General features: G+C 60.0%; 28 protein-coding genes and 1 riboswitch. Of the genes, 10 read left to right on the forward strand and 18 right to left on the reverse strand.

The features are described from left to right. Positions 1 to 84: 84 nt before the first annotated feature. Positions 85 to 173: riboswitch (Fluoride riboswitch) on the reverse strand. A gap of 59 nt (positions 174 to 232) precedes the next feature. The 11 genes from JTP94_RS33025 to JTP94_RS33075 all read right to left on the reverse strand — a co-directional run bounded on the left by JTP94_RS33025 (position 233) and on the right by JTP94_RS33075 (position 10,605). Further along, positions 233 to 1,054: a cyclopropane-fatty-acyl-phospholipid synthase family protein gene (locus JTP94_RS33025; protein ID WP_204854566.1), complete on the reverse strand. Its 822-nt coding sequence runs from the start codon at positions 1,052 to 1,054 to the stop codon at positions 233 to 235. 41 nt (positions 1,055 to 1,095) lie between these two features. After that, the gene (locus tag JTP94_RS33030) at positions 1,096 to 2,139 is read right to left on the reverse strand and encodes a Gfo/Idh/MocA family protein (protein WP_204854567.1); all 1,044 of its coding nucleotides are present in this window, start codon (positions 2,137 to 2,139) and stop codon (positions 1,096 to 1,098) included. 8 nt (positions 2,140 to 2,147) lie between these two features. Beyond that, positions 2,148 to 2,933, reverse strand: coding sequence for a ThuA domain-containing protein (locus tag JTP94_RS33035; protein WP_204854568.1), 786 nt, complete (start codon positions 2,931 to 2,933; stop codon positions 2,148 to 2,150). 164 nt (positions 2,934 to 3,097) lie between these two features. Next, the gene (locus JTP94_RS33040; protein ID WP_204854569.1) at positions 3,098 to 3,439 is read right to left on the reverse strand and encodes a multidrug efflux SMR transporter; all 342 of its coding nucleotides are present in this window, start codon (positions 3,437 to 3,439) and stop codon (positions 3,098 to 3,100) included. Positions 3,440 to 3,458: 19 nt separating this feature from the next. After that, complete coding sequence (locus JTP94_RS33045) at positions 3,459 to 4,022, reverse strand: TetR/AcrR family transcriptional regulator (protein ID WP_204854570.1); 564 nt, start codon at positions 4,020 to 4,022, stop codon at positions 3,459 to 3,461. Between the two features lie 94 nt (positions 4,023 to 4,116). Continuing rightward, positions 4,117 to 5,205: a sn-glycerol-3-phosphate ABC transporter ATP-binding protein UgpC gene (locus tag JTP94_RS33050; RefSeq protein WP_204854571.1), complete on the reverse strand. Its 1,089-nt coding sequence runs from the start codon at positions 5,203 to 5,205 to the stop codon at positions 4,117 to 4,119. 100 nt (positions 5,206 to 5,305) lie between these two features. Then, on the reverse strand, positions 5,306 to 6,181 hold the full coding sequence (locus JTP94_RS33055; protein ID WP_204854572.1) for a carbohydrate ABC transporter permease: 876 nt from the start codon (positions 6,179 to 6,181) through the stop codon (positions 5,306 to 5,308). Position 6,182: 1 nt separating this feature from the next. Beyond that, a complete protein-coding gene (locus JTP94_RS33060) occupies positions 6,183 to 7,088 on the reverse strand; it encodes a carbohydrate ABC transporter permease (protein WP_204854573.1) in 906 nt (301 codons plus the stop codon). Between the two features lie 72 nt (positions 7,089 to 7,160). Continuing rightward, complete coding sequence (locus JTP94_RS33065) at positions 7,161 to 8,426, reverse strand: ABC transporter substrate-binding protein (RefSeq protein WP_204854574.1); 1,266 nt, start codon at positions 8,424 to 8,426, stop codon at positions 7,161 to 7,163. Positions 8,427 to 8,663: 237 nt separating this feature from the next. Further along, a complete protein-coding gene (locus tag JTP94_RS33070; protein ID WP_204854575.1) occupies positions 8,664 to 9,557 on the reverse strand; it encodes a sugar phosphate isomerase/epimerase in 894 nt (297 codons plus the stop codon). A 4-nt stretch (positions 9,558 to 9,561) separates the two neighbouring features. Beyond that, complete coding sequence (locus tag JTP94_RS33075; RefSeq protein WP_204854576.1) at positions 9,562 to 10,605, reverse strand: Gfo/Idh/MocA family protein; 1,044 nt, start codon at positions 10,603 to 10,605, stop codon at positions 9,562 to 9,564. Between the two features lie 135 nt (positions 10,606 to 10,740). Between JTP94_RS33075 and JTP94_RS33080 the strand changes: the two genes are divergently transcribed. The 3 genes from JTP94_RS33080 to JTP94_RS33090 all read left to right on the forward strand — a co-directional run bounded on the left by JTP94_RS33080 (position 10,741) and on the right by JTP94_RS33090 (position 12,650). Beyond that, positions 10,741 to 11,784: a substrate-binding domain-containing protein gene (locus JTP94_RS33080; protein WP_204854577.1), complete on the forward strand. Its 1,044-nt coding sequence runs from the start codon at positions 10,741 to 10,743 to the stop codon at positions 11,782 to 11,784. Between the two features lie 90 nt (positions 11,785 to 11,874). Next, complete coding sequence (locus JTP94_RS33085) at positions 11,875 to 12,264, forward strand: group II truncated hemoglobin (RefSeq protein ID WP_204854578.1); 390 nt, start codon at positions 11,875 to 11,877, stop codon at positions 12,262 to 12,264. A gap of 8 nt (positions 12,265 to 12,272) precedes the next feature. After that, positions 12,273 to 12,650: a DUF423 domain-containing protein gene (locus tag JTP94_RS33090; RefSeq protein WP_204854579.1), complete on the forward strand. Its 378-nt coding sequence runs from the start codon at positions 12,273 to 12,275 to the stop codon at positions 12,648 to 12,650. A 49-nt stretch (positions 12,651 to 12,699) separates the two neighbouring features. Here the strand turns inward: JTP94_RS33090 and JTP94_RS33095 are convergent, their stop codons facing one another. From JTP94_RS33095 to JTP94_RS33115, 5 genes are all read right to left on the reverse strand, one after another. Next, entirely contained in the window at positions 12,700 to 13,014 is a 315-nt protein-coding gene (locus JTP94_RS33095; RefSeq protein WP_204854580.1) for an antibiotic biosynthesis monooxygenase, read from the reverse strand. A gap of 18 nt (positions 13,015 to 13,032) precedes the next feature. Then, a complete protein-coding gene (locus JTP94_RS33100; protein ID WP_204854581.1) occupies positions 13,033 to 13,311 on the reverse strand; it encodes a hypothetical protein in 279 nt (92 codons plus the stop codon). After that, positions 13,308 to 13,706: a DUF2325 domain-containing protein gene (locus JTP94_RS33105; RefSeq protein WP_204854582.1), complete on the reverse strand. Its 399-nt coding sequence runs from the start codon at positions 13,704 to 13,706 to the stop codon at positions 13,308 to 13,310. The genes JTP94_RS33100 and JTP94_RS33105 overlap by 4 nt, the downstream gene beginning before the upstream one ends. Before the next feature lie 135 nt (positions 13,707 to 13,841). After that, positions 13,842 to 15,041, reverse strand: coding sequence for a cell envelope integrity protein TolA (locus tag JTP94_RS33110; RefSeq protein ID WP_204854583.1), 1,200 nt, complete (start codon positions 15,039 to 15,041; stop codon positions 13,842 to 13,844). A gap of 4 nt (positions 15,042 to 15,045) precedes the next feature. Further along, complete coding sequence (locus tag JTP94_RS33115) at positions 15,046 to 15,501, reverse strand: hypothetical protein (protein WP_204854584.1); 456 nt, start codon at positions 15,499 to 15,501, stop codon at positions 15,046 to 15,048. A gap of 194 nt (positions 15,502 to 15,695) precedes the next feature. Between JTP94_RS33115 and hemP the strand changes: the two genes are divergently transcribed. The 7 genes from hemP to JTP94_RS33150 all read left to right on the forward strand — a co-directional run bounded on the left by hemP (position 15,696) and on the right by JTP94_RS33150 (position 20,732). Beyond that, entirely contained in the window at positions 15,696 to 15,869 is a 174-nt protein-coding gene (gene hemP, locus JTP94_RS33120; protein ID WP_204854585.1) for a hemin uptake protein HemP, read from the forward strand. A gap of 9 nt (positions 15,870 to 15,878) precedes the next feature. Next, entirely contained in the window at positions 15,879 to 16,934 is a 1,056-nt protein-coding gene (locus tag JTP94_RS33125; protein ID WP_204854586.1) for a hemin-degrading factor, read from the forward strand. A gap of 10 nt (positions 16,935 to 16,944) precedes the next feature. Continuing rightward, a complete protein-coding gene (locus tag JTP94_RS33130; RefSeq protein WP_204854587.1) occupies positions 16,945 to 17,880 on the forward strand; it encodes a hemin ABC transporter substrate-binding protein in 936 nt (311 codons plus the stop codon). A gap of 37 nt (positions 17,881 to 17,917) precedes the next feature. Continuing rightward, positions 17,918 to 18,991, forward strand: coding sequence for an iron ABC transporter permease (locus JTP94_RS33135; protein WP_204854868.1), 1,074 nt, complete (start codon positions 17,918 to 17,920; stop codon positions 18,989 to 18,991). 7 nt (positions 18,992 to 18,998) lie between these two features. Continuing rightward, positions 18,999 to 19,790: a heme ABC transporter ATP-binding protein gene (locus JTP94_RS33140; RefSeq protein WP_204854588.1), complete on the forward strand. Its 792-nt coding sequence runs from the start codon at positions 18,999 to 19,001 to the stop codon at positions 19,788 to 19,790. 180 nt (positions 19,791 to 19,970) lie between these two features. After that, on the forward strand, positions 19,971 to 20,318 hold the full coding sequence (locus JTP94_RS33145; protein ID WP_034503853.1) for a glycine zipper domain-containing protein: 348 nt from the start codon (positions 19,971 to 19,973) through the stop codon (positions 20,316 to 20,318). Positions 20,319 to 20,327: 9 nt separating this feature from the next. After that, complete coding sequence (locus JTP94_RS33150) at positions 20,328 to 20,732, forward strand: hypothetical protein (RefSeq protein WP_204854589.1); 405 nt, start codon at positions 20,328 to 20,330, stop codon at positions 20,730 to 20,732. 116 nt (positions 20,733 to 20,848) lie between these two features. Here the strand turns inward: JTP94_RS33150 and JTP94_RS33155 are convergent, their stop codons facing one another. After that, positions 20,849 to 21,400 (reverse strand): RNA polymerase sigma factor, encoded by a 552-nt coding sequence (locus tag JTP94_RS33155; protein WP_204854590.1) that lies wholly within the window; start codon positions 21,398 to 21,400, stop codon positions 20,849 to 20,851. An 11-nt stretch (positions 21,401 to 21,411) separates the two neighbouring features. After that, positions 21,412 to 21,618 carry a NepR family anti-sigma factor gene (locus JTP94_RS33160; RefSeq protein WP_037195131.1) on the reverse strand — a complete coding sequence of 69 codons (207 nt, stop codon included), beginning with the start codon at positions 21,616 to 21,618 and terminating at the stop codon, positions 21,412 to 21,414. Positions 21,619 to 21,781: the final 163 nt, after the last annotated feature.

The following is a 21,781-nucleotide window of genomic DNA, read 5'->3' on the forward strand; positions in this document are numbered from 1 at the left end:
GTCTGACGGAGACAATGGATGGGAAAGTTAAAAGAGATAACGGCAGGAAAACAGGCACGACTCTACTCCTTCGCCTTTCAGGCGTTTCGAGTAGGAGTCATCAGCTTCCCTGGGAAATTCAGAGCAGCGGTTCGGCCACCATGGCCCGGCAGAAATCCATTACCGTTGGATTTTCAATACAGAAACAGGCGCACCACTGTCAATGCGCTGGAACCGCAAGCTCTCGATTCCGTCAAACGGCTCTGGCGATTATCTCGATTGGCGCGATCAGGCCGCTTTCGACCGACATGTTGACATTGGCGCCCCGCTCCGACGCCCTCGGTCCCATCAATGTCCCGAAACCCTTTCCCTCGCCCGCAGCGGCCTTGGCCCGCATCTCGTGCATCAGCCGGATCGCCAGAGCGCTGCGATCCTGCTCGAGCTCCACCACAAAACCGGCCTCCTCAAGCAGATGTCGGTAGCTCTCCTGGCCGCAGACAAAACTCGTCTCCGGCGTCATTGCCCAAGGCATGGGATAGGGCAGCGCGCCTTCACGCATCTGCATGATCTCATAGAGACCAAAACGGCCACCAGGCTTCAGGATGCGCCTGATTTCGGCGAACAGCATCGCCTTGTCTTCGATATTCATTCCGACATGGATGAGGGTTGCACGGTCGAAGCCGCCGCTCTCGAAGGGCAGCGACAGCGCACTCCCCTGCCTGAAGGACACCAGTTCAGTCAGACCGCAGCGGGCCGTCAGCGAATTGGCGACCTGAACGAACTCCTCGGTGAGATCGATGCCCGTGACAGTGCATCCATAGGCACTGGCGAAATGGCGGGCGGGACCGCCGAGGCCCGATCCGATGTCGGCAAGCCGCACGCCGGCGGCAAGATGGAGGTCGCGGGCGAATTCCACCGTGGCCGCATGCCGCCCCAAATGGAACTCGTCGACGCCGGCAAGATCGCTGGTGCGCAGATTCTCGATATCCTTGCCGTTTTCAGCAAGCGTCTGCAGGATCGCCGTTTCCAGCGATCCGTGCGTGTAGTGGCTGGCAACTTTTTCCTCGGTGGACATGCATGTTCTCCCAAGGCGTTGCCTGAAGGTCTGCTATGAATTTAAACCTTCAGTTCGCGCCGCTCCGTCTCCGTCACCATGGCGAGATCCAGCACGCGCTGCAAGTTGGCAGCGTGGCGGAAGCTCGGGTCCTGGCTGCTGCCGGTCATGACAGCCTCGGCGAAGCGCTGATAGTTGGTCAGCACCGGCGGTACCTCGATGACCCTCCACGTCGCCGTTTCGGTGTCATCGCCAAGGCAGCCGCGCAGTTCGGAACCATTCGGGCTATGAGACACTTCAAGGCCGCCGCGCTCGCCATAGATGCGCAGCTTCAGCTCGTTCAGGTGTCCCGTCGCCCAGCGGCTGGCATGCACCACACCAAGCGCGCCGTTTGCGAAATCGACCGACATCGAGAAACTGTCGTTCGCATCCAGCGTATATTCGCCGATACGTTCGTCGGGCGCCTTGTTGAAGGTTTTCAGCCGGGCAAAGACATGGTCGATATCCGTCGCGGCGCCATAGGCGGCGAAGTCGAGGATATGAATGCCGATATCGCCGAGCACGCCGTTGGAACCATGGCCGGTGGACAGCCTCCAGAGCCACTTGGATTCGCTGCGCCAATCACCCCATGCCCTGGAGACAAGCCAGCTCTGCAGGTAGGATGCCTCCACATGCTTCACTGTGCCGATCTCGCCCGATATCACCATTTCGCGCGCCTTCTGCAGCTGCGCGACGTTGCGATAGGTCAGGTTGACCATGTTGACGACGCCTGCCCTTTCGGCAGCCTCCGTCATCTCAAGTGCCTTTTCATAGTTCTCCGCGAGCGGCTTCTCGCAAAGAACGTGCTTGCCAGCGGCAAGCAGCGGCAGGGTGGTCGGATGGTGGGCCTTGTCGGGCGTGACGTTGGTCACCGCATCGAAGTTATTCCAGGCGAGCGCCTCGTCCAACGACGAGAAGCGGTTCTTGATGTCGAACGTATCGCAAAAGGCCGTCAGCCTCGTCGCATCCGTATCAACGGCGCCGACGATCTCGACGCCGGGAATACGGGCGAAATGCTCCACATGGTTCTTCGCCATGCCACCCGTGCCAACTACTATGAGACGCATATCGTACCTCAGCGATAACCGGCTTCGCCGGCTTGGTGCAGTCTTGGGCCACGCTCGACGATCGGCTCCAGCGCCTTTTCAACGGGCACATTCGGCGCATCATGGATGCTCGCCTGCGTGCCGAGCGGGTTGTGAGCCCACTTCACCGAGTTGATCAGCACCTTCTGGACCGTGTCATTGTGATAGGTCGGGTAAGTCTCGTGGCCGGGGCGGAAATAGAAGATATTGCCCGCGCCACGGCGCCAGGTCATGCCGGAACGGAAGACTTCGCCGCCCTGGAACCAGGAGATGAACACGGTTTCCAGCGGCTCCGGAACGGAAAACTGTTCGCCATACATTTCCTCGTTCTCGAGCTCGAAATGCTCGCCGAGGCCGGCTGCGATCGGGTGACGCGGATTGATAACCCAGAGGCGCTCGCGCTCGCCGGCTTCGCGCCACTTCAGCGCGCAGGGCGTGCCCATCAGCCGCTTGAACACCTTCGAGAAATGGCCGGAATGCAGGACGATGAGGCCCATGCCTTCCCATACGCGCTTGGCCACGCGCTCGACGATCTCGTCCTTGACGGCGCCGTGGTCCTTGTGACCCCACCAAAGCAGCACATCGGTATCCTTTAGCCGGGCCTCGCTGAGGCCATGCTCCGGCTCCTGCAACGTTGCAGTCGTTGCCTCAATACCGGCGTCGGCATTCAGCGCCTTGGCGATCGTCGTGTGCATGCCTTCCGGATAGATCTCGGCCACGACGTTGTTTGTTTGTTCATGAATGTTCTCGCCCCAAACGACGGCACGAATAGTCATTACGGCACTCCTCTTATACCATTGAAATTGAATAGTTTATGCGAACCAAAACGCTTTGGAAAAGCGCCGTATTTCAAGCCTCCATCAGCCTATCTTGCGCAAGACATAGTGCGTCCCCAATGATTTGACAAAGGCAAAAACGGCCATGGATAACACCTGTTTTTTCAGTGCGACACGGATTTTGAAAAGAGATTGACGACAAGGACGCCGGCGATGATCAGCGCCAGGCCGATGATGGCGGCAAGATCGAGTTTCTGGCGGAAAAACACCAACCCAACAGCCGAAATCAGCACGATGCCGAGCCCACTCCAGATGGCGTAGGCAATGCCCACAGGAATGACCCGCAACGTTACCGAAAGACAATAGAAGGCGGCGGTATAGCAGACCACCAGCACAACCGTCGGGCCGAAGCGGGTGAATTGCTGCGACATCTGCAATGCCGTCGTGCCGATCACTTCCAGCACGATCGCAATCAACAGCATTGCATAGACCGATGCGTTCGCCATTCCGTCTTCTCCGATGTTCCTAAAGCTGCGTGAGCTCGATCAGCCGCTCGACCAGCCTGTGGCGGGCGCTCTCGTCCATGTCGTGGCTGCCGAGCAGGTCCGCGAGCCAGATCCCGTCGGTCGCCAACCTGACGATCGCCGCATCCGCAGAGGAATCCGTACCGACATATTCCTCGCTGCGTTCACGCACCCAGTCGCGCCAGCGCTGGCGCAACTGCGGCTCGCTGAGCAGGACCATCGTCACCTGTGCCCAGTCCTTGGTTCCCTGCGGCTGATCCCGCAGCGCAAGGCAGGCATGGAGATAGCCGCGGGTAAAGCGTCCATGCGGCAACGGGTCGGCGCGCATCGCCTCCTCTATCGCCGCGTCCAGCCGCTCGATCAGGCTGTCGAACAGCGCTTCAAGCAGCATGTTCTTGCTGGGAAAATGATGCAGCAATCCGCCCTTGCTAATACCGGAGGCGCCGGAAACGGCATCCAGCGTCACCGCCGTCATCCCCTTCTCCGAAGCCAGCCGCGCCGCCACCTCCAGCAATTGCTGGCGGACGAACAGAGGCTGCTTTTTCCTATGGTGCGCAGTGGACATGGCGGCATAACATACCAATTGGACGGTTTCGTCAATGAACTATTCGGCGACCCTAAATTCACGAATTCCAGACCTCATCCGAGCCATTCTCCTCTCAATTTACGCAATGATGCGCGACATCATTTTCATCGAAGATCGACACCTTTGCCGCATCGACGGCGAAAGCGATCGGCGAGCCAGCCGCGATGGTGGTCATACCCGGATCCGTGCCGATGATCTTCGAACCGTCTTTCAGCCTGACATGGACGAGCGAGCGGTCGCCCAGGCGCTCCACGGTCTCGACATGCCCGGCAATATCGCCCTTTTCTACCGCCGCGACCACCAGATGCTCCGGGCGGATACCGAGCGTCAGTTTCGAGTTCGAGATACCGTTAAGCGGTACTGCCGTCTTGATGACCGCGCCATCCGGCAAGGTCGCCGTCGCAAGGCCGCCCGTCTCGCCGACGCTGGCCATGGTGATGAAGTTCATTCCGGGAGAGCCGACGAACTGAGCGACATAGCGGGTTGCCGGGCGCGTATAAATCTCGACCGGTGTGGCGACCTGTTCGATCTTCTTGTTGTTGAGCAACACGATACGATCGGCAAGCGTCATCGCCTCCACCTGGTCGTGCGTCACGAACACCATGGTCGCCCCCAGTCGCTCGTGCAGCTGCGCCAGCTCGACACGGGTACGGGTGCGCAGGCCGGCGTCGAGATTGGACAGGGGCTCGTCGAAAAGGAAGACATCCGGCTCGCGCACGATGGCGCGGCCGATCGCGACACGCTGGCGCTGGCCGCCCGATAGTGCCGAAGGCTTGCGATCGAGGAGATGCGGCATTTCGAGGATCTTCGCCGCATCCGCGATGCGTCTTTCGATCTCGGCCTTCGGCGTTTTGATGTTTCTCAGGCCGAAGGACATGTTGTCGCGAACGGTCATATGCGGATAGAGCGCGTAGGATTGGAACACCATCGATACGCCGCGCTCACCGGGCGGCAGCTGATCGACCCGTCGCCCGCCGATCCAGATTTCGCCGCTGGTGATCGATTCCAGACCCGCGATCATCCGCAGCAAAGTGGATTTGCCGCAGCCGGAGCCGCCGAGGAAAACGACGAACTCCCCGCGCTCGATCGTCAGATCGATGTCGTTGAGAACCTGCACGGCACCGAAATGCTTGGTGAGGGACTTGATGTTGATTCCTGCCACTTTCTCCTCCTGCGGAAAACTCGAACTTCGTCAGACTTGCCATTCATTGCATCCCGTCCTTTCGGATTATCGCCGAAAGGTTGGGACTTTCCGCATTGGTTTATTTGACCGCACCGACGGCCACGCCCCGTGTAAGCGTACGCTGGAAAATCAGGAAGAAGATCACCGTTGGCGTGATGCCCAGCAATGAGGCCGCCGCAATCGCGGTCGGCTCCTGCGTATTGGCACTCGACAGCACACCCATGGCGACCGAGACCGTCTGGTTGTTGTTGGAGACCAGGAACACCAGGGGAATCAGAAACTCGTTCCAGGTCCAGATGAAGAAGAAGGTTGCCAGCACGGCAAGCGTCGGCCGCATCACCGGCACGATCACCATCCAAAGGATCTGCCACCGGCTCGCATTGTCTATCTGTGCCGCTTCGATGATCTCGCGCGGAAAAGTCGCCATGACAGATGAGAGCAGGTAGGTGCCGAAAGCGGTGTGCAGCACGCCGATGATCAGGATCACCGAAAGCATCGAGTCAAACAGACCCACCTGCTTGGCCATATAGTAGAGCGGATAGACCAGCGCCTCCTGCGGCGCCATGATGGCGATCAGCAAGACCACCAGCAATGCCTGCCCGCCGCGCACCCGGCCGATGCCGATGGCATAGGCGTTGAGCAGGCTGAGGACGACAGCCAGTATGGCCGTGCATCCGCTGATCAAAATGCTGTTGAAGAGTTTGCGCGGGAAATTGACCGTATCCCAGAAGTTCTTGAGTGCCGTCAGATCGAAAGTCCGCGGGAAGGCGAGCGGGCCGTTGGCGGCATAATCCGAAGGCGTCTTGATGGCGTTGAAAGCCGCCAGGAAGAACGGAAACAGCGTTCCGGCAAGAAAGACGAGCAGGATAGCCAGGACGATCCAGCGGCCAACCCCCTTTCCTTGGCGGTGATGCACCGAAGCAACCGAGTTAGAGAGCGCAGACGTGACCGCCATGTTAGTGTCCTCCCTCGGATTGTTTCGATTGCATGCGCAGGAACACGATGCCGAGCACGATGGTCATCACGGTCTGCAGCGTCGCGATCGATGCGGCATAGCCGACGCGGTTCGTCGTAAAGAAATGATAGTAGGACAGGTAGGATGGCACCGTCGTCGCATTGTCGGGGCCGCCCGACGTCAGGACGTAGATCGGCGCGAAGACCTTGAGGGCCGCGATCAGCGTCGTCAGCGCGACCACGAAGATCTCAGGCATGAGCATGGGAATGGTGATGGAGCGGAAACGACCGAACCAGCTCGCATTGTCGAGCTCGGCGGCTTCGTAAAGCGAAGGGTCGACGCGCGCCAATCCAGACATGAAGACGACCAGGCAATAGCCGACCTGAACCCAGACGATGACGGCGGAAACTGCCCAGAGCGCATAGTTTGCATCCCCCAGCCAGTTCTGCGCCATGAAATCGAGGCCGATCGCCTTCAGCACCGCGTTGATGATGCCGATAGGATTGAGGATCCATCCCCAGAGAACACCAGCCGCGGTCAACGGCAGAATCTGCGGCAGGTAGAAGCCGGCGCGAAAGAAACTCGACCATGTCTCGCTGAACTGCGCGCTGATATAGTCGAACAGCACTGCAGCAAGCACCAGCCCCAGAAGAATGGGCACGATCGTCATCGAGATGATGAACAGCAGCGTATGCTGGATCGAGCCCCAGAAGGCGCCATCCTGAAGCAGCCTCTGATAGTTTTCAAAACCGACATAACGGGGCGGGATGACGCCGCCCTTCCATGTCGTGAAGCTAATCACGAAATTGGCAATCAGCGGAATGAGCACCACTACCGCAAACCCCAGCATGCCGGGGATCATGTAGAAATAGTACCCCGCTTTGCCGGCGCTCTTCGATTTCTCCATCGAAATCCTCCAGTCCGATACGGCGAGGCGGCATTGAAAGCCGTCCCGCCGTTGTGATTGTCGCCGATGGTGTTATTGGGCCGCCTGCACGTCATCATAGGCCTTCTTCAGGCGTACGATGAATTGATCAGGCGTGGTCGAGCCGTTGACCAGACCGGTAGTCGCCTGGATCAGCAGTTCGTAATAGCCGGGCACCGGCCAGTCCGGGTAGAAGCCGAGGCCACCCTTGCTGGAAATCTGGTTGAAGAGCTGGACGTTGCGCTTGCCGACCTCGTCGGTGATTGCAGCCGGATCGGCACCGATGGCGACGCCGCCAAGGTTTGCCTGCTCGTTCTGATTTTCCTTGCTCAGTACCAGATCGATGAACTCATAGGCGAGATCCTTGTTCTTGGCGCTCTTCGGCACCATGAACATGCTGCCGGTCGAGCCGACGGTGTACTTCGGCGTCGGGAAAAGGAACTGGCTCCATTTGAACGTCTTGATGGTATTCGCAAAATTGCCGTTGTTCCACGTACCGCTGACGAACATCGGCGCCTTGCCCGAAGAGAAGACGTTGGCGGCATCCGTCCCCTTGAGACCGGTCGAATCCTTGGAGATGTAACCCTTGCTCACCCAGTCGGCGATCTTCTGAGCGGCGAACAGGAAGGGCTTGGTGTCGAGCGGCGCCTTGAGGCCCTGGTAGTTCTTGACCCATGTGTCGTCGGCCTGCGTCAGTGCCAGCGTGTAGAGCAGATGCTGTGCATTCGAATCCACCGTGCCGTAGGCAAGCGGCGTGATGCCCTTCTGCTTGAAGTGGTCGAGAGTAGCCTCGAACTCGGCCAGCGTCGTCGGCACCTTCACACCATCGGCCTTGAACATGTCGATGTTATAAAAGACCGAGACGAACTCGCCGAGGGCCGGAATGCCGATGATCGGACCAGAGCCATAGACGCCATTCTGGTCGTATTTGCTGAGCTGCGTGTTGGTTTCGTTCAGGACCTTGTCCCAGCCGCGCGCCTTGAATTGATCATCGAGAGGCGTCAGCAGACCCTGCGAGGCGACGAGGCCGGCCGTGGCGTTGCCCTTGTTGTATTCGAGCACGTCGGGCGCCTGGTCCGAATTGAGAATAAGACTGCCTGCCTTCTGCAATTGATCGAAGGTCTTCTGTTCGAAATTGACGGTTACATCGGGATGTTTGGTCTTGAATACGCCGAGTGCCTTCGTCCAGGCCACGGCCTGAGGCGTGTCGGGCAGTTCGTACCACCAGACATTAAATGTCTTGCTCTGGGCTTGCGCCACACCGGCAGCCAGCAGAAGCGACATGCCGGCGGTGAGCGCCAGCTTCGAAAACATGTTCATACATTCTCCTCCACCTGCGAACCGTGACGGTATCAGTCCGACGACATGGCCCGCGCTGTCGTCGGCGTTTTCCTCTTGCTTTTACCGAGCGACCGACTGTCCGATGGGACCAGGAGTAGACGCGCGGCAGTTCCTCCGTTTGGGTGTCCGTCTTGCCCGAAGCGCCTCTCCGCTTCGGGCCTTTGAATTAAGGCATAACTTGTCGCCTAAATCGATTCAGATTCTGAAACGCATGCGTTATTCGACGAACTCGCCACCCCGGCTCTTCTTCAAATAGTTCAGGCCATGAACCTGACCAGTCATTTCGAGCGCATCGCGATAGACCGGATCATGCCAGCCTTCGATGTCGATCGAGCCGGACCAGCCGGCGAGACGCAGCTCGGAGATGATATCGGTCCAGTTGCTGTCGCCGAAACCAGGCGTGCGCATGAACACAAACTTCTCCTTGCCGAAAATACCGTGCTCCTTGATGACATCCCAACGGATCGTCGCATCCTTGCCGTGGACGTGGAAGATCTTGCTGGCCCATTTGCGGATCTGCGGCAGCGGCTCGATCAGATAGACCATCTGATGGCACGGCTCCCACTCCAGCCCGATATTGTCGTCCGGGGTCTCGTTGAACATCAGTTCCCAGGCATCGGGGTTATGCGCGATGTTCCAATCGCCGGTCGCCCAGTTGCCGTCCATGGCGCAGTTTTCGAAGGCGATCTTGATGCCCTTGTCGGCGGCCCGCTTGGCAAGCTCGCTCCAGACCTGCTTGTAGCGTGGCAGGCTGTCGGTGAGCGGCTTGTTGCGGATGCGTCCGGTAAAACCGGCAACGCAGGTCGCGCCGAAATGATGGGCGTTGTCTATGCAATCCTTCCAGCCCTGCAGCGTCTGCTGGTCGAGCTCGCGCTCTTCGAGCGGATTGCCGAACATGCCGAGGGTCGAGATGGTGATGTCGCGACCGCCGATGGCGTCGAGGCAGCGCTTGCCGAGCTCGCCTAGGTTCTGGCCGTTGGTCGTCTGCCAGAAGAAGGGTTCGAAGCTTTCGAAGCCGAGATCGGCGATCTTGGCTATGCCCTTGGCGGCATCCTCGTTCGTCGCCCTGATCATCGTGCCGATGCGAATGGCCTTTGCCGGATTAGTCATGATGTCACTGTCCTTGTGCTGAAATGTCGACGCGCCGGCCGGTCTTCGCGCTTTCGATCGCGCCGAGAACCATGGCGAGGCTGCGGATGTTGTCGCGGCTTTCGGTCTCGGGCGGCTTGCCGGTCCTGATCGCCTCGATGAAGGAGGCGATGACGCTGGCATGACCATGCGTCTCCTCTTCATGCTTCGGGCCAGGTACCTCGATGGGCGTGAAGCCATGCAGCAGCCCCGGCTCATGGCCGGCAATGGTGGCCTCGAAATTTTCTTCACCATCCCAGGTCAGCATGCCCTTGCTGCCGGTCAGCCGCCATTGGCTTTCCCAGCTCGTGCGCCGTCCCTCAGCGCACCAGGAGCCGCGATAGCTGAAAACGACGTCGTCGGAGAAATCGAAGAGCGCATGGGCCGAAGCGCCATGCTTGTACCAGGAGCCCACGGGATTCTTTTCGACGCAATAGACCGAGACCGGCACCTTGCCGGAAACGAAACGGGCGGCGTCGAACGTATGGATCGCCATGTCGAGCAGCAGCACATTGTCCATCTCCTCGCGGAAGCCGCCGAAATGCGGGCCGAGGAAGAAATCGCAATGGATACCTGTGAGCTCGCCGATCACACCCTCCTCCACGAAGCGGCGCATACGGCGCACGCCCGAGATGAAGCGGCGGTTCTGGATAATGGCATGGACCTTGCCCGCTTGCTCGGCAAGCTCGATAAGGGCTGCACCCTCGGCAAGCGAGGTTGCCATCGGCTTTTCGCTCAGCACATGGCAACCGGCTTTCAGCGCCGTCGAGACCACGCCGAAACGCGCGGCCGGAATGACAACGTCAAAGACCAGGTCGGCCTTGGTCGCGGCGATGACCTCGGCCAAATCCGAGCCGATGACGGCATTGTCGAGAGAAAATTCCTTGGCAAGATTCTCCGCGGTCGCGCGGTTGAGATCAACCAGGCCAACGACCTGAATGGATTGGGCAAGCACGGGTGTCGAGGCGATGGCCCTGAGCCAGCCCTTGGACATGGCTCCGCACCCGCACAGAATGGCATTGAATTTCACGATATCCTCCAGCGGGCTGTGTCTAACCCCTCATGACACGCGCTCCGTAAACGTTTACGATACTATGCGAAAAGATTTTCCTGTGTCAATAGAAGAGGACTACGGAAAATGGCGTATGGAGGAAAACCGCAGCCGATGAAGGGAATTCGTCAGCTTGCCGACCATCTCGATATCTCGATCGGCACAGTATCACGCGCGTTGAACGGCAAGCCTGATGTCAACGAGGAGACCCGCAAGCGCGTACTCGCCGCCGCTGAACAGCTGGGCTATGTGGCCAACCAATCCGGACGCAGCCTGCGGCAAGGCACCACGAATGTCATCGGCCTGATGATCCAATCCAGCAGGGAAACGGTTGAAAACAGCGACAACTTCTTTCTGACTGTGACAGGCGGCCTGCAGAGTGTGTTCTCGCGCCACAACCTCGATCTGATCATGCTCCCCTGCCCCAATGATGAGGATCCCTACGAGTATCTGAAGCGCATGGTGGCGAGACGCGTCGTCGATGCGATGATCATTTCGGAGACGCAGCGTATCGACAAGCGCTTCGATCTGCTCGCCAAAGCGAAAATCCCTTTCGCAGCACTTGGTCGAAGCCTCTCAATCGGGCAGCATCCCTGGGCCGACCTCGACTTCGACGGCGTCGCCAATTGTGCCGTCGATCGGCTCGTGGCACATGGGCATCGCCGTATTGCCATCAGCACCCCCGCCAGCGACATCAATCTCGGCTTCGTCTTCGTGGAGGGCTATCGTCGCGCGCTGGAGCGGCATGGCATCCATTACGACCCGGCGCTGGTGATCCGCGCCAAATCGAGCGAACAGGGTGGCTATCAGGTCGCCGATGAATTGCTTAGCCTCGAAGAGAGGCCGACGGCTGTGATCCTGATCTACGAATTGATGGCCATCGGCCTCTATAGACGGATGATGGAGGCCGGCATCATTCCAGGGCGTGATATTGCCGTCGTGGGCTTTCGCGAAGCGCCACGCGCCAAATTCCTGCAACCGCCGCTGACCTGCTTCCGCACATCGCTCTACGATCTCGGTGTCGAACTGGCGGAGATCCTACTGTCCGCCATGCCCGCCTACGGCCATATCTACCCCAAGACGAGGCGCCAGACGATCTGGTCGCTCGAACTCATTCCCGGGGAAAGCGACTCTTTTCAACTGGCGACCACCAAATAAAACAGCGCCGAAACGCCGCACCGGCCATTTCAACGGTTGCGGCATGGTCTGCCGGTTGCCATGTAGGACATCGCAAACAGGGACCGGGACTTGAGCGAAGAAACCATCACACTTTACGAGGCGATCGGCGGCGATCGAACCGTGCGGGCGCTGACGGCGCGCTTCTACCAGCTGATGGACACGCTGCCGGAAGCGGCCAACTGCCGCGCCGTGCATCCGCCGAGCCTCGAAGGCTCTCAGGAGAAATTCTACGAATATCTGACGGGCTATCTTGGCGGGCCGCAGCTCTACATCGAGAAGCGCGGCCATCCGCGCCTGCGCAGCCGGCATTTCGTCGCCGCCATCGGCCCCAGGGAGCGCGACGAGTGGCTGCTGTGCTTCCGCCGCGCCATGGACGAGACCGTCGAAAACGAGAGGCTGAGAGCGATCATCTGGGAGCCGATCGAGCGGTTGGCCTTCCATATGCAAAACAGGGAATGAAGAAAGACATGAGCATTGGCACCATAATCCGTCCAGCCACCCTGTTTGTTGCCGGGATCCTCGGCGGCGGTGGTGTGGCGCTCGCTGCGGCGGCTACCCACGGCGGCGATACGCATTTTCTCGGCGCCGCCTCCACCATGTGCCTGGCGCATGCCCCTGCCCTGCTGGCGCTCTATGCCGGCTACGACCGCATTCGTACGGCACCGGTCGCGGCCCTGCTGCTGGGACTTGGAACGCTGATCTTCGCCGGCGATCTGATCAGCCGCCACCTCGGCGGCAGCTCCCTGTTTCCCCTGGCCGCTCCGACGGGAGGATTCGGCATGATTGCGGGCTGGGCGGCGATAGCGCTTGGTGCCTTCTTCGGTATGGGCAGGGCAAAGGCATGAACGGGCAGCGCCAATTACCGCTACCATGGGCGAGCTGAGCTACGCCCTCTCAAATCCCGGGAACCACAGTGAAGCCTTCGAATTGCGGCGGCCCCCAATAGAGCCTCTTGTTTTCGCCCGCGCTGCGGTGTGCCAGGCGGAAGTTTTCGGATTTCGTCCAGTTGATGAAATCCTCTTCGCTGCGCCAGGTGGTGTGCGAAGAAAATAGGGTGTAGCCCTCATCCATATTCGTCTTGCCACGCAGGAGGCGAAACTCGAGAAAGCCGGGCACTTCGGACAGTCGCGAATCCCGCTCCCGCCACACCGCTTCGAATTCGCCCTCCAAACCGATGACGACTTTGAAGCGGTTCATGGCGATGTACATGGCAACCTCGTTCGACGATCAGACCTTCTTGCGGCGAGCGACAATCTTATCGACGCCCGGCGCAAAGGCAATGACATTCGCGCCGTCCCGGGTCGCTTCGACCAATGGGCGATCCGCCATCTCGCCCGGAAACCGCGCCTTCCACGCGGGGAACGTCATCACGTTCGGAGCGCGCTGCTGTTCCTCGGCGCGACGCGTCAGCAGCTCATAAAGTTCGGGCACCAGCCCGTCGCCGTTCTGCGCGGCCAGCTTGTGCAGGCCGATCAGCATAAACCCGTCAGGGCCACCATCGATCATTGGGAAACGTCTCGTTCTTTCATGGTCTGCAGCGCCCGCTCGAGGCTGGATTTGCTGCCGTTGCGCAAGGGAATGAACGCCTTGCCGAATTTCTTGCAGCCGGTCTTCACCCGCAGGCAGGCATCGTGGCTGATACAGTCGATTGGGCAAAAGACGCAATCGACGGAAGGCAGCACGGTGTCGATGCGCGACACTGCCTCACGTAGACCGCCGTCGTGATGGATCAGCTCGGCCCCGAAGTTGCTGGCGATCTGCCGCAGATGCGCCACCTGGCAATCGCGACCGCCGACATAGAGGAAACTGCGCCCGTCGAGACTGGATTTCCCCGGAACCGCCGCCGGCGCCTGTGCCTGGCGGCTCTCGCGGCCAAAATCCTTCTTCCCCTTACGCGCCATGCATCACCCGTTTGCTGGTTGCTCTTGCGTGCTCGATTCCATCGAGCGCGAGGCGACCATATTAAACATGAGTTTTGGAGTAAAGTATAAAGTTGAGAGTTTTCGTCATATTTTAATGTGGTACGGGCCTGAAGATTAACGCCCCCCGACCTGAACCGCCTGCATGAATGGCCAGGTCGGCTTGCCCCACTCCGGAGGCAGCGGCGGAAACGGCGCAGCGTTACGGATTTGCTCCATTACAGCTTGATCCAACCCGGAATCTCCAGAGCTGCGCACCAGGGAAAGAGATCGAAGCTCGCCACCAGAACCAATCGACAAGTTCACCACAAGCGTCAGGCCCTTCTCATATTTCGAGGACACTCGTTGTACGTAGCGTCTAATGCGGGATTGCACTTTACCTTTGTAATTCGCAACTGCCGCATCACCCGAGCCAGTTCGACGAGCATTGAGCTGCGAATTGGTATCGGACTGAGCCGTCTCGGTCCCGTCGACGGACCCCTTCTTCGAATCCTGCTGGCTCTCACCCCTCGATCCCGACTTCGCCTTCACAATCTTTGCGACCGGCTTCTTGATTTCCTTCGGCTTCTCGACAGGCTTCGGCTTTTCAACAGGCGTCACGACTTCCGGCGCCGGCTCGGCCGGCTGCACCACCGTCGTCTCGGCCGGTACCTGCGTCGCTAATATCTGCGGCTGCCCGGGCGTGACCGTTTCAGGTTGAGCCTGCTCGATGGGCTCGGCCGTCTGTACCTGCTGCGTTTCCGCGGCCTGCGGCTGCACGACATCGGGCTGAGGCGCCTGGGTCTCTTCGGGCGTGACTTCGGTGGGTTGAACCGTTTGCGGCTGAACAGCCTCTGCCGTCATCTGCTCCGGCTCGGGCTGCTGATTGTCTTCGCCCGCCGCCATCTGATCGGCATCGGAATTACCGATCATGATAACGCTGACGGTATCGCCCGCCTCCTCCTGCGCATCTTCCGGCGTCGCAACGAAGGTTAGCAGCAATATTACGACAACGACGGCATGAAACAGGCAGGACCCCATGCCGGAGAAAAGAAGGGACGTCGTGCGTGCCGCTATCGTCTTGCTCGGCCTCTCAGGCAGCGCATCCATCGGCAGCGGTTCCGCCGTCTCAGCGGAAATGGGTTCTGCAGGATGGTTCGGAAAAGAGCCGATCTGCGTAAAACGGCTATAATGCATCACCGCTTCGCCGGCCGGCGGACGCGGTACGCCGTCCAAGCCGGTTAGCTCGTGGCCCTCAAGCACACTCGGATAGTTGTCATTCATGCCACCGCCGGCGCGGCGGCGCTCCATGGAAACCTTGGCCGAGCGCGTCGCCATGGCCTCAGCCTTCGAAAGGAACTGATGTCTGCGAGCGGGTCGTCAACGCGGCCTTGCACTCGCCCGCCGCCGGGCCATCGCACACCGGCGTATCGTTGATGATGATGCGGGAGACGGTTTCGCACTTCACGCCGGGCATATCGAATTGCCGCACCCGCTTCTTGCCGAGCGGCAGGTCGCGGAAATCGAGCACGGTGACGCGATCGACCGCGTTCTTGTCGTTGAAGAAGGCGAGCTCGAAGGAGATCTTGTTGATCGGTGTCGCCATGTCGTTTTCGGCGACGAAGGTCATCATGCATCCCTTCTGGGACGGCGCCAGCGCATTGAGTTCGACGTTGAGCTTGTGCACGGCCGTTGCCGTTGCCGGAGCTGCGTTCGCATCCTGGGCAAAGACCGGGACGCAGGATGCTGTGGCAAAAAGCCCCGAAATAGCGAGCGCCAGAATCGTTTTCGTCAGCATCGGCAATGTCTCCCGAATATGTCCTGACGAGCCCTGCCCGGGCGTTCCGCCTAAGCGTGCATCGTCGAAATTTTTAAACTTGACTTTATCAGTCTTCTATTGCGTCTTTATGGAACCATGAGTATGTGAGTCAAGTTAAATTTGGCCGCAACGCTGTTCGGCCTCCGATGAATTTTCAGGCAAAACTAAACAGGATGATCGCTGAGAAGACCCCAACGCAGCCGGTGCATTACGCGGCCGCCCAAGACATACGAATTGTCGAGAGCACGGATATTTTCCGGGGCCAGACCGAAATCATGATCAAGCACGAGGGCGTCATCTACCGCATGAAGATCACGCGCCAAGGCAAGCTCATACTCAACAAATAGGCATGACAAATGACTGAGACGACCAGACCAACGCCCGCCGCCATTCGCGCCTTCCGCGCAGAAAACCCGAAGATGCGTGAGCGCGACATCGCCGCCCGCCTCGATATTTCCGAAGCTGCCCTGGTCGCGGCCGAAGTCGGCATTTCAGCCATCCGTATTGATGCCGACGCCAACCGCTTTCTGGAGCGGGTCGCCTCGCTCGGCGAAGTCATGGCCCTGTCGCGCAATGAAAGCGCCGTGCATGAAAAGATCGGCGTTTATGAAAACATCAAGTCTGGTGTGCAGGCTGCGATCGTCCTTGGCGAGAACATCGATCTGCGTATCTTCCCCAAGCGCTGGGCGCATGCCTTCGCCATCACCAAGACCGATGGCGATCAGCAGAAGCTGAGCCTGCAGTTCTTCGACAAGGCCGGCGACGCGGTTCACAAGGTGCATCTACGCCCCGATTCGAACGTCGATGCCTATCACGCCATCGTTGCCGAGCTGCGGCTCGAAGATCAGTCGCAGGAGTTCGCCGAGGATCGCTCTGGCTATGACAATGGCGAGACCGATGGCGACGTCAGCCGTGACGAACTCCGCGATCACTGGAGCCGCATGACGGATACGCATGAATTCTTCGGCATGCTGAAGAAGCTGAAGATCGGCCGTCAGGAAGCCATCCGCACCGTCGGCGACGACTATGCCTGGAAGCTGGAAACCGGCGCGGTCGCCGAGATGATGCATGCTTCGGTGCGTGAAGGCCTGCCGATCATGTGCTTCGTCGCCAACGAAGGCACGGTGCAGATCCACTCCGGCCCCATCTTCAACGTGCAGACCATGGGTCCCTGGATCAATGTCATGGACCCCACCTTCCACCTGCATCTGCGCCAGGACCACATTGCCGAGGCATGGGCCGTACGCAAGCCGACCAAGGACGGCCACGTCACTTCGCTGGAAGCCTACAATGCCAAGGGCGAGATGATCATCCAATTCTTCGGCAAGCGGAAGGAAGGCTTCGACGAGCGCCGCGATTGGCGCGCCATCATCGAAAATCTGACAAGAGCCGGCGCCAGCGTCGCTGCATGAGAGATGGCCTATGACGATGTTTAGGAATTTCAAACGCATCAGGCCGTGGCAAGTCGCGCTGACCATGGCGGTCATGGCCTTGCCGCTCGTGCCGGCAAATCCGATCGCCGGATATGGTAGCCTCGTACGGCACGCTCAAGCAACCGAAACACCAAAGAAGCTGGATACCGCGCGCCTCGTCTCCATCGGGGGCGACGTCACCGAGATCATCTATGCGCTCGGCGAAGAGAAGCGGTTGATCGCTCGCGATTCGACTAGCCTCTATCCGAAGGAGGCCACCAAGCTACCCGATGTCGGCTATATGCGTGCGCTGTCGCCGGAAGGAATTCTGGCCGTCAACCCGACCGCGATCATCGCCGTCGAAGGCTCAGGTCCGCCGGAAGCGCTGGCCGTGCTGCGCAATGCCAGCCTGCCTTTCGAGACCGTGCCGCAAACCTATGATCGTGATGGCATCCTGAAGAAGATAGAGGTCGTCGGCTCGCTGCTCGGCGTGCCGGAAAAGACGAAGGCGCTCGAAGACAAGGTCGCCGCCGATCTGGACGCTGCCATCGCCGATTCCGCCAAGCGGCCGGAGGCCGAGCGCAAGCGGGTGCTCTTCGTGCTCAGCAACCAGAACGGCAAGATCCTCGCTTCGGGTACCCATACCGCCGCCGACGGCATCATCAAGCTTGCCGGCGCCGTCAACGCGATCACCGGCTTCACCGGCTACAAGTCACTGACGGACGAAGCGATCATCGAAGCCAAGCCTGATGTCATCCTCATCATGGATCGCGAGGGGCCATTGTCGATGACGAATGACGACCTCCTCAAGCAGCCGGCGATTTCCTTGACGCCCGCCGCCAGCCACAAGGCGATTGTGCGCATGGACGGTCTGCATCTGCTCGGGTTCGGACCGCGCACCGCCAGCGCCGTTCGCGAGCTCAACGCAGCCGTCTACGGAGGCTGAGGTGGCATTCAACGATGCCGTGACGGGGCTGAAGCAGATGTCGCAACGCACGACACGCCGTCGCGATGGGGATCGTACCGCGCTTGCGGTTCTCGTTCTCGTCGGCCTCGTTCTCGTTTCGGCTGTTGCTTTCGCCTTCTCGATCACGACAGGCGCGTCGCATGCTTCGATCATCGACGTGATCGCCGGCATGGCGACCGGCAGTGCCGATAGCGCGCTGAGCAATCGCGACCGTATCGTCATCTTCGATATCCGCCTGCCCCGCGCCATCCTGGGCTTCCTGATCGGCGGCGGGCTGGCGGTCTCGGGCGCGGTCATGCAGGGGCTGTTCCGCAATCCGCTGGCCGATCCTGGCCTGATCGGCGTTTCCGCCGGCTCCAGCCTCGGCGCGGTCGCCATGATCGTTCTCGGTGGCGGCGTCCTTGCGCCGATCGCCCACCTCTTTGGCATTTTTTCCCTGCCGATCGCCGCCTTCATCGGCGGTCTGGTGACGACGGTGCTGCTCTACAAGGTGGCGACCCGGCATGGCCAGACATCCATAGCCACCCTGCTGCTGGCCGGCATCGCCCTCGGCTCGCTTGCCCTGGCAGCGACGGGGATCCTGATCTACATGGCCGACGACCGGCAATTGCGCGATCTCACCTTCTGGAGCATGGGATCGCTGGCCGGCTCGACCTGGAGCAAGGTGATCGGTGCCGGACCGATCATTATTCTTTCCCTCTTGCCGCTCCCCTTCATGGCACGTGGCCTCAACGCTCTGACGCTCGGCGAAGCGGCGGCGTTCCACATGGGTGTCGCCGTGCAGCGGCTGAAGAATGTCGCGATCGTCAGCGTGGCTGCGGCCGTCGGCGCCTCCGTCGCCGTCAGCGGCGGCATCGGCTTCGTCGGCATCGTCGTGCCGCACATATTGCGCATGTTGATCGGGCCGGATCATCGCTTCCTGCTGCCCGCCTCGGCTCTGCTCGGCGGCTCGCTGCTGATCGTTGCCGATGTCGTCGCCCGCACTATCGTTTCCCCGGCCGAACTGCCCATCGGCATTCTGACGGCCGGCGTCGGCGGGCCGTTCTTCCTGTGGATGCTGCTGCGGCAGCGCTCGCGCCTCAGCCTGTGAGCCAGCGATGATCGATGTTTCCAACCTCGTCATCCGGCTCGGCGGCAAAGCCGTCGTGCAGGAAGTCTCCTTTGCGGCTGAGCCGGGAACGCTGACGGCGATCTGCGGGCCGAACGGCTCCGGCAAGACGACGACGATGAAGGCCATTTCAGGCGAGCTGCCCTACCAGGGTTCGGTGCATATGAACGGCTCGGAAATCGGTAGCCTGCAGGCGTGGCAGCTCGCCGAAATGCGAGGCGTGCTGCCGCAGGCAAGCTCCATCTCCTTTCCTTTCACGGTTCGTGAAATCGTCCGCATGGGCCTGACCAGCGGCCGCAACAGTCGTCCGGAACAGGCTGACCGCATAGCCGCGGAGGCGCTGGCCTCCGTCGATCTCACCGGGTTCGAGGGACGCTTCTACCAGGAGCTTTCCGGCGGCGAGCAGCAGCGCGTGCAGCTCGCCCGCGTGCTTTGCCAGATTTCCGAGCCCGTCATCGACGGCAAACCCTGTTGGCTGCTTCTGGACGAACCGGTTTCCAGCCTGGACATCAGCCACCAGCTGACCATCATGACGCTTGCCCGGCAATTTTGCCGACGCGGCGGCGGCGTTATCGCTGTCATGCACGATCTTAATCTGACCGCCCTCTTCGCCGACCGGATGGTTCTGCTCAAGGAAGGTCAGCTGCGGGCCGCCGGCCCGGTGAAGGAGGTCTTGCAAGACCGACATCTGCAGGACGTCTTCGGCTGCAATCTAAGGGTCAATCGCATTCCCGCCGACGGTGTACCCTTCGTCCTCGCCCACAGCGCCATCCTCGGCTGACCTTCCCTTAAGTCACGCGCTTTGGAACTTTTCATTGCATCCACGCGTTGAGGTTCAGTGATGGGAATAAATGTTCCGCACGCCCACTCGCTTAGTGCGCCGCGCAATATCCGGTCATAACGATATGGCGCGCTCCACAGGCGCCAAGTAACGCAGCAAACGACGAAAGGGAGCTCAAACATGGCTTCATCCATTCTCCATTCGACGCGCAAGCGCAACGGCAGCAGCCTGCACGACGTCGAGGCAAGCATCGAAGACCAGATCGAATCCCTGCGCGAAGAAGTTGCAGCCTTCGCCAAACTGATTGGCGATAACGGTGCAAAGCAGGGCAAGAAATTGCGCGCGAGCGCCGAGTCGGGATTCGATGACCTGACGGTTCGCGGCGAGGAATTGCTGCGTGACCTGCAAAAGAGTTATGCACGAGGCTCTCGCGAGGTCCGCAGGACCGTTCGCCAGCATCCGGTCGCCACGGTCGGCGCGGCTGCGGCATTCGGACTTGCAATCGCCCTGCTTCTGTCACGCCGCTAGGGAGCCGGCATGCTCGCTCCGATCCTCGGCCTGCTGCTATCAGGCTCCTTCAACCGCACCGTTGCGCGAACCAAGCGCAACGGTATTCTCGTCGCCATAGCGGTCCTTCTTCTGCTGACGGGCTACGCCTTTGCGCTGATTGCCGCCGCGATATCGCTGGCGACCATCTATGGCGCCGCGGTCGCGGCACTTCTGATCGCAGCCGGCGCACTCTTGCTAGGCTTGATTGTCCTCGTCGTCATGGCGATCGTCAACAAACAGGAGCAACGCCGAGCCCGCGAACGGCGGCTTGCATTGGAGTCCGCGGCAGCAGCGGTACTCGGCCTTGTCAGGAAGCAACCGCTGATGACAGCGGCCATTGCTGCCGCGCTCGTGTTTAGCAATGTATTCGGATCGAACGACGACGACGATTGACGCCTCACGTAGAAAGAAGCTGACGCAGCAGCCTGCTTGAGAAAACGCAGCAGGTGTAAACAATAAAAAATGCGAGGGACGCCCGGTCGTATCAAATACGGCCGGGCTTTTCGCTATCAGAAAGCGAATGCCTTGGAGGTAAGCGGCGCCGATGTCGCATCAGGCCCAAAGTCGGCTTCGCCGGAGATATCCAGCAACTCCTGCAGGCGCTGGCGAGCGCGGTTGACGCGGCTCTTGATCGTGCCGATGGCGCAGCCGCAGATCTCCGCAGCCTCTTCATAGGAAAAGCCGGAAGCGCCCACCAGGATGATGGCTTCCCGCTGATCCGGCGGCAATTGATCCAGCGCCTTGCGAAAGTCCTGCAAGTCGAGCGCGCCATATTGCGAGGGATGCGTCGCCATCGATTCCGTGAAGATGCCGTCGCTGTCTTGTATCTCGCGCCCGCTCTTGCGCATCTGGCTATAAAGTTCGTTGCGCAGGATGGTGAAGAGCCAGGCCTTCATATTCGTGCCCATCTCGAAATGATCCTGCTTGGCCCAGGCTTTCATGATCGTATCCTGCACGAGATCATCGGCACGATCATGGCGCCCGGTCAGCGAAATGGCGAAAGCACGAAGACTTGGCAGAGCCGCGAGAAGTTCGCGCTTGAAGCTCGATTCCGTTTCCATCACGCCCACCCCTATTCGGACACCTTTACGGAAGCCATGCGCTCTGCCTGATCCAACTTCTCAAGCAGATCAAGAAAGCGATCGGGAATGACTTCGTCCTGCATGGCAGCGTAAAAGGAACGCAGGCGGTTGCCGATCTGATTATTGGGGTCGAGGATATCCATCACGCGTAGGTCTGATGCCTTGTTGTCCGCTTCCTCATTATTCTGGATTGTCATTTAACCTGCTCGCTTCTCATGTGTCGCGTTCGTGGGTCGGGTATGCTTGCTGCCTCCCCGTCCGGAAGACCGGTGACCCTCTCCAGAACTGTTTCCTAACGAATCGTAAAGGATGAAGCCAACCGTTTGTAAGCATTGTAATGCGACTGCCTAAAAAAAGTTC

This window comes from Martinezella lusitana (assembly GCF_016901135.1).
Classification (GTDB): domain Bacteria; phylum Pseudomonadota; class Alphaproteobacteria; order Rhizobiales; family Rhizobiaceae; genus Rhizobium; species Rhizobium lusitanum_D.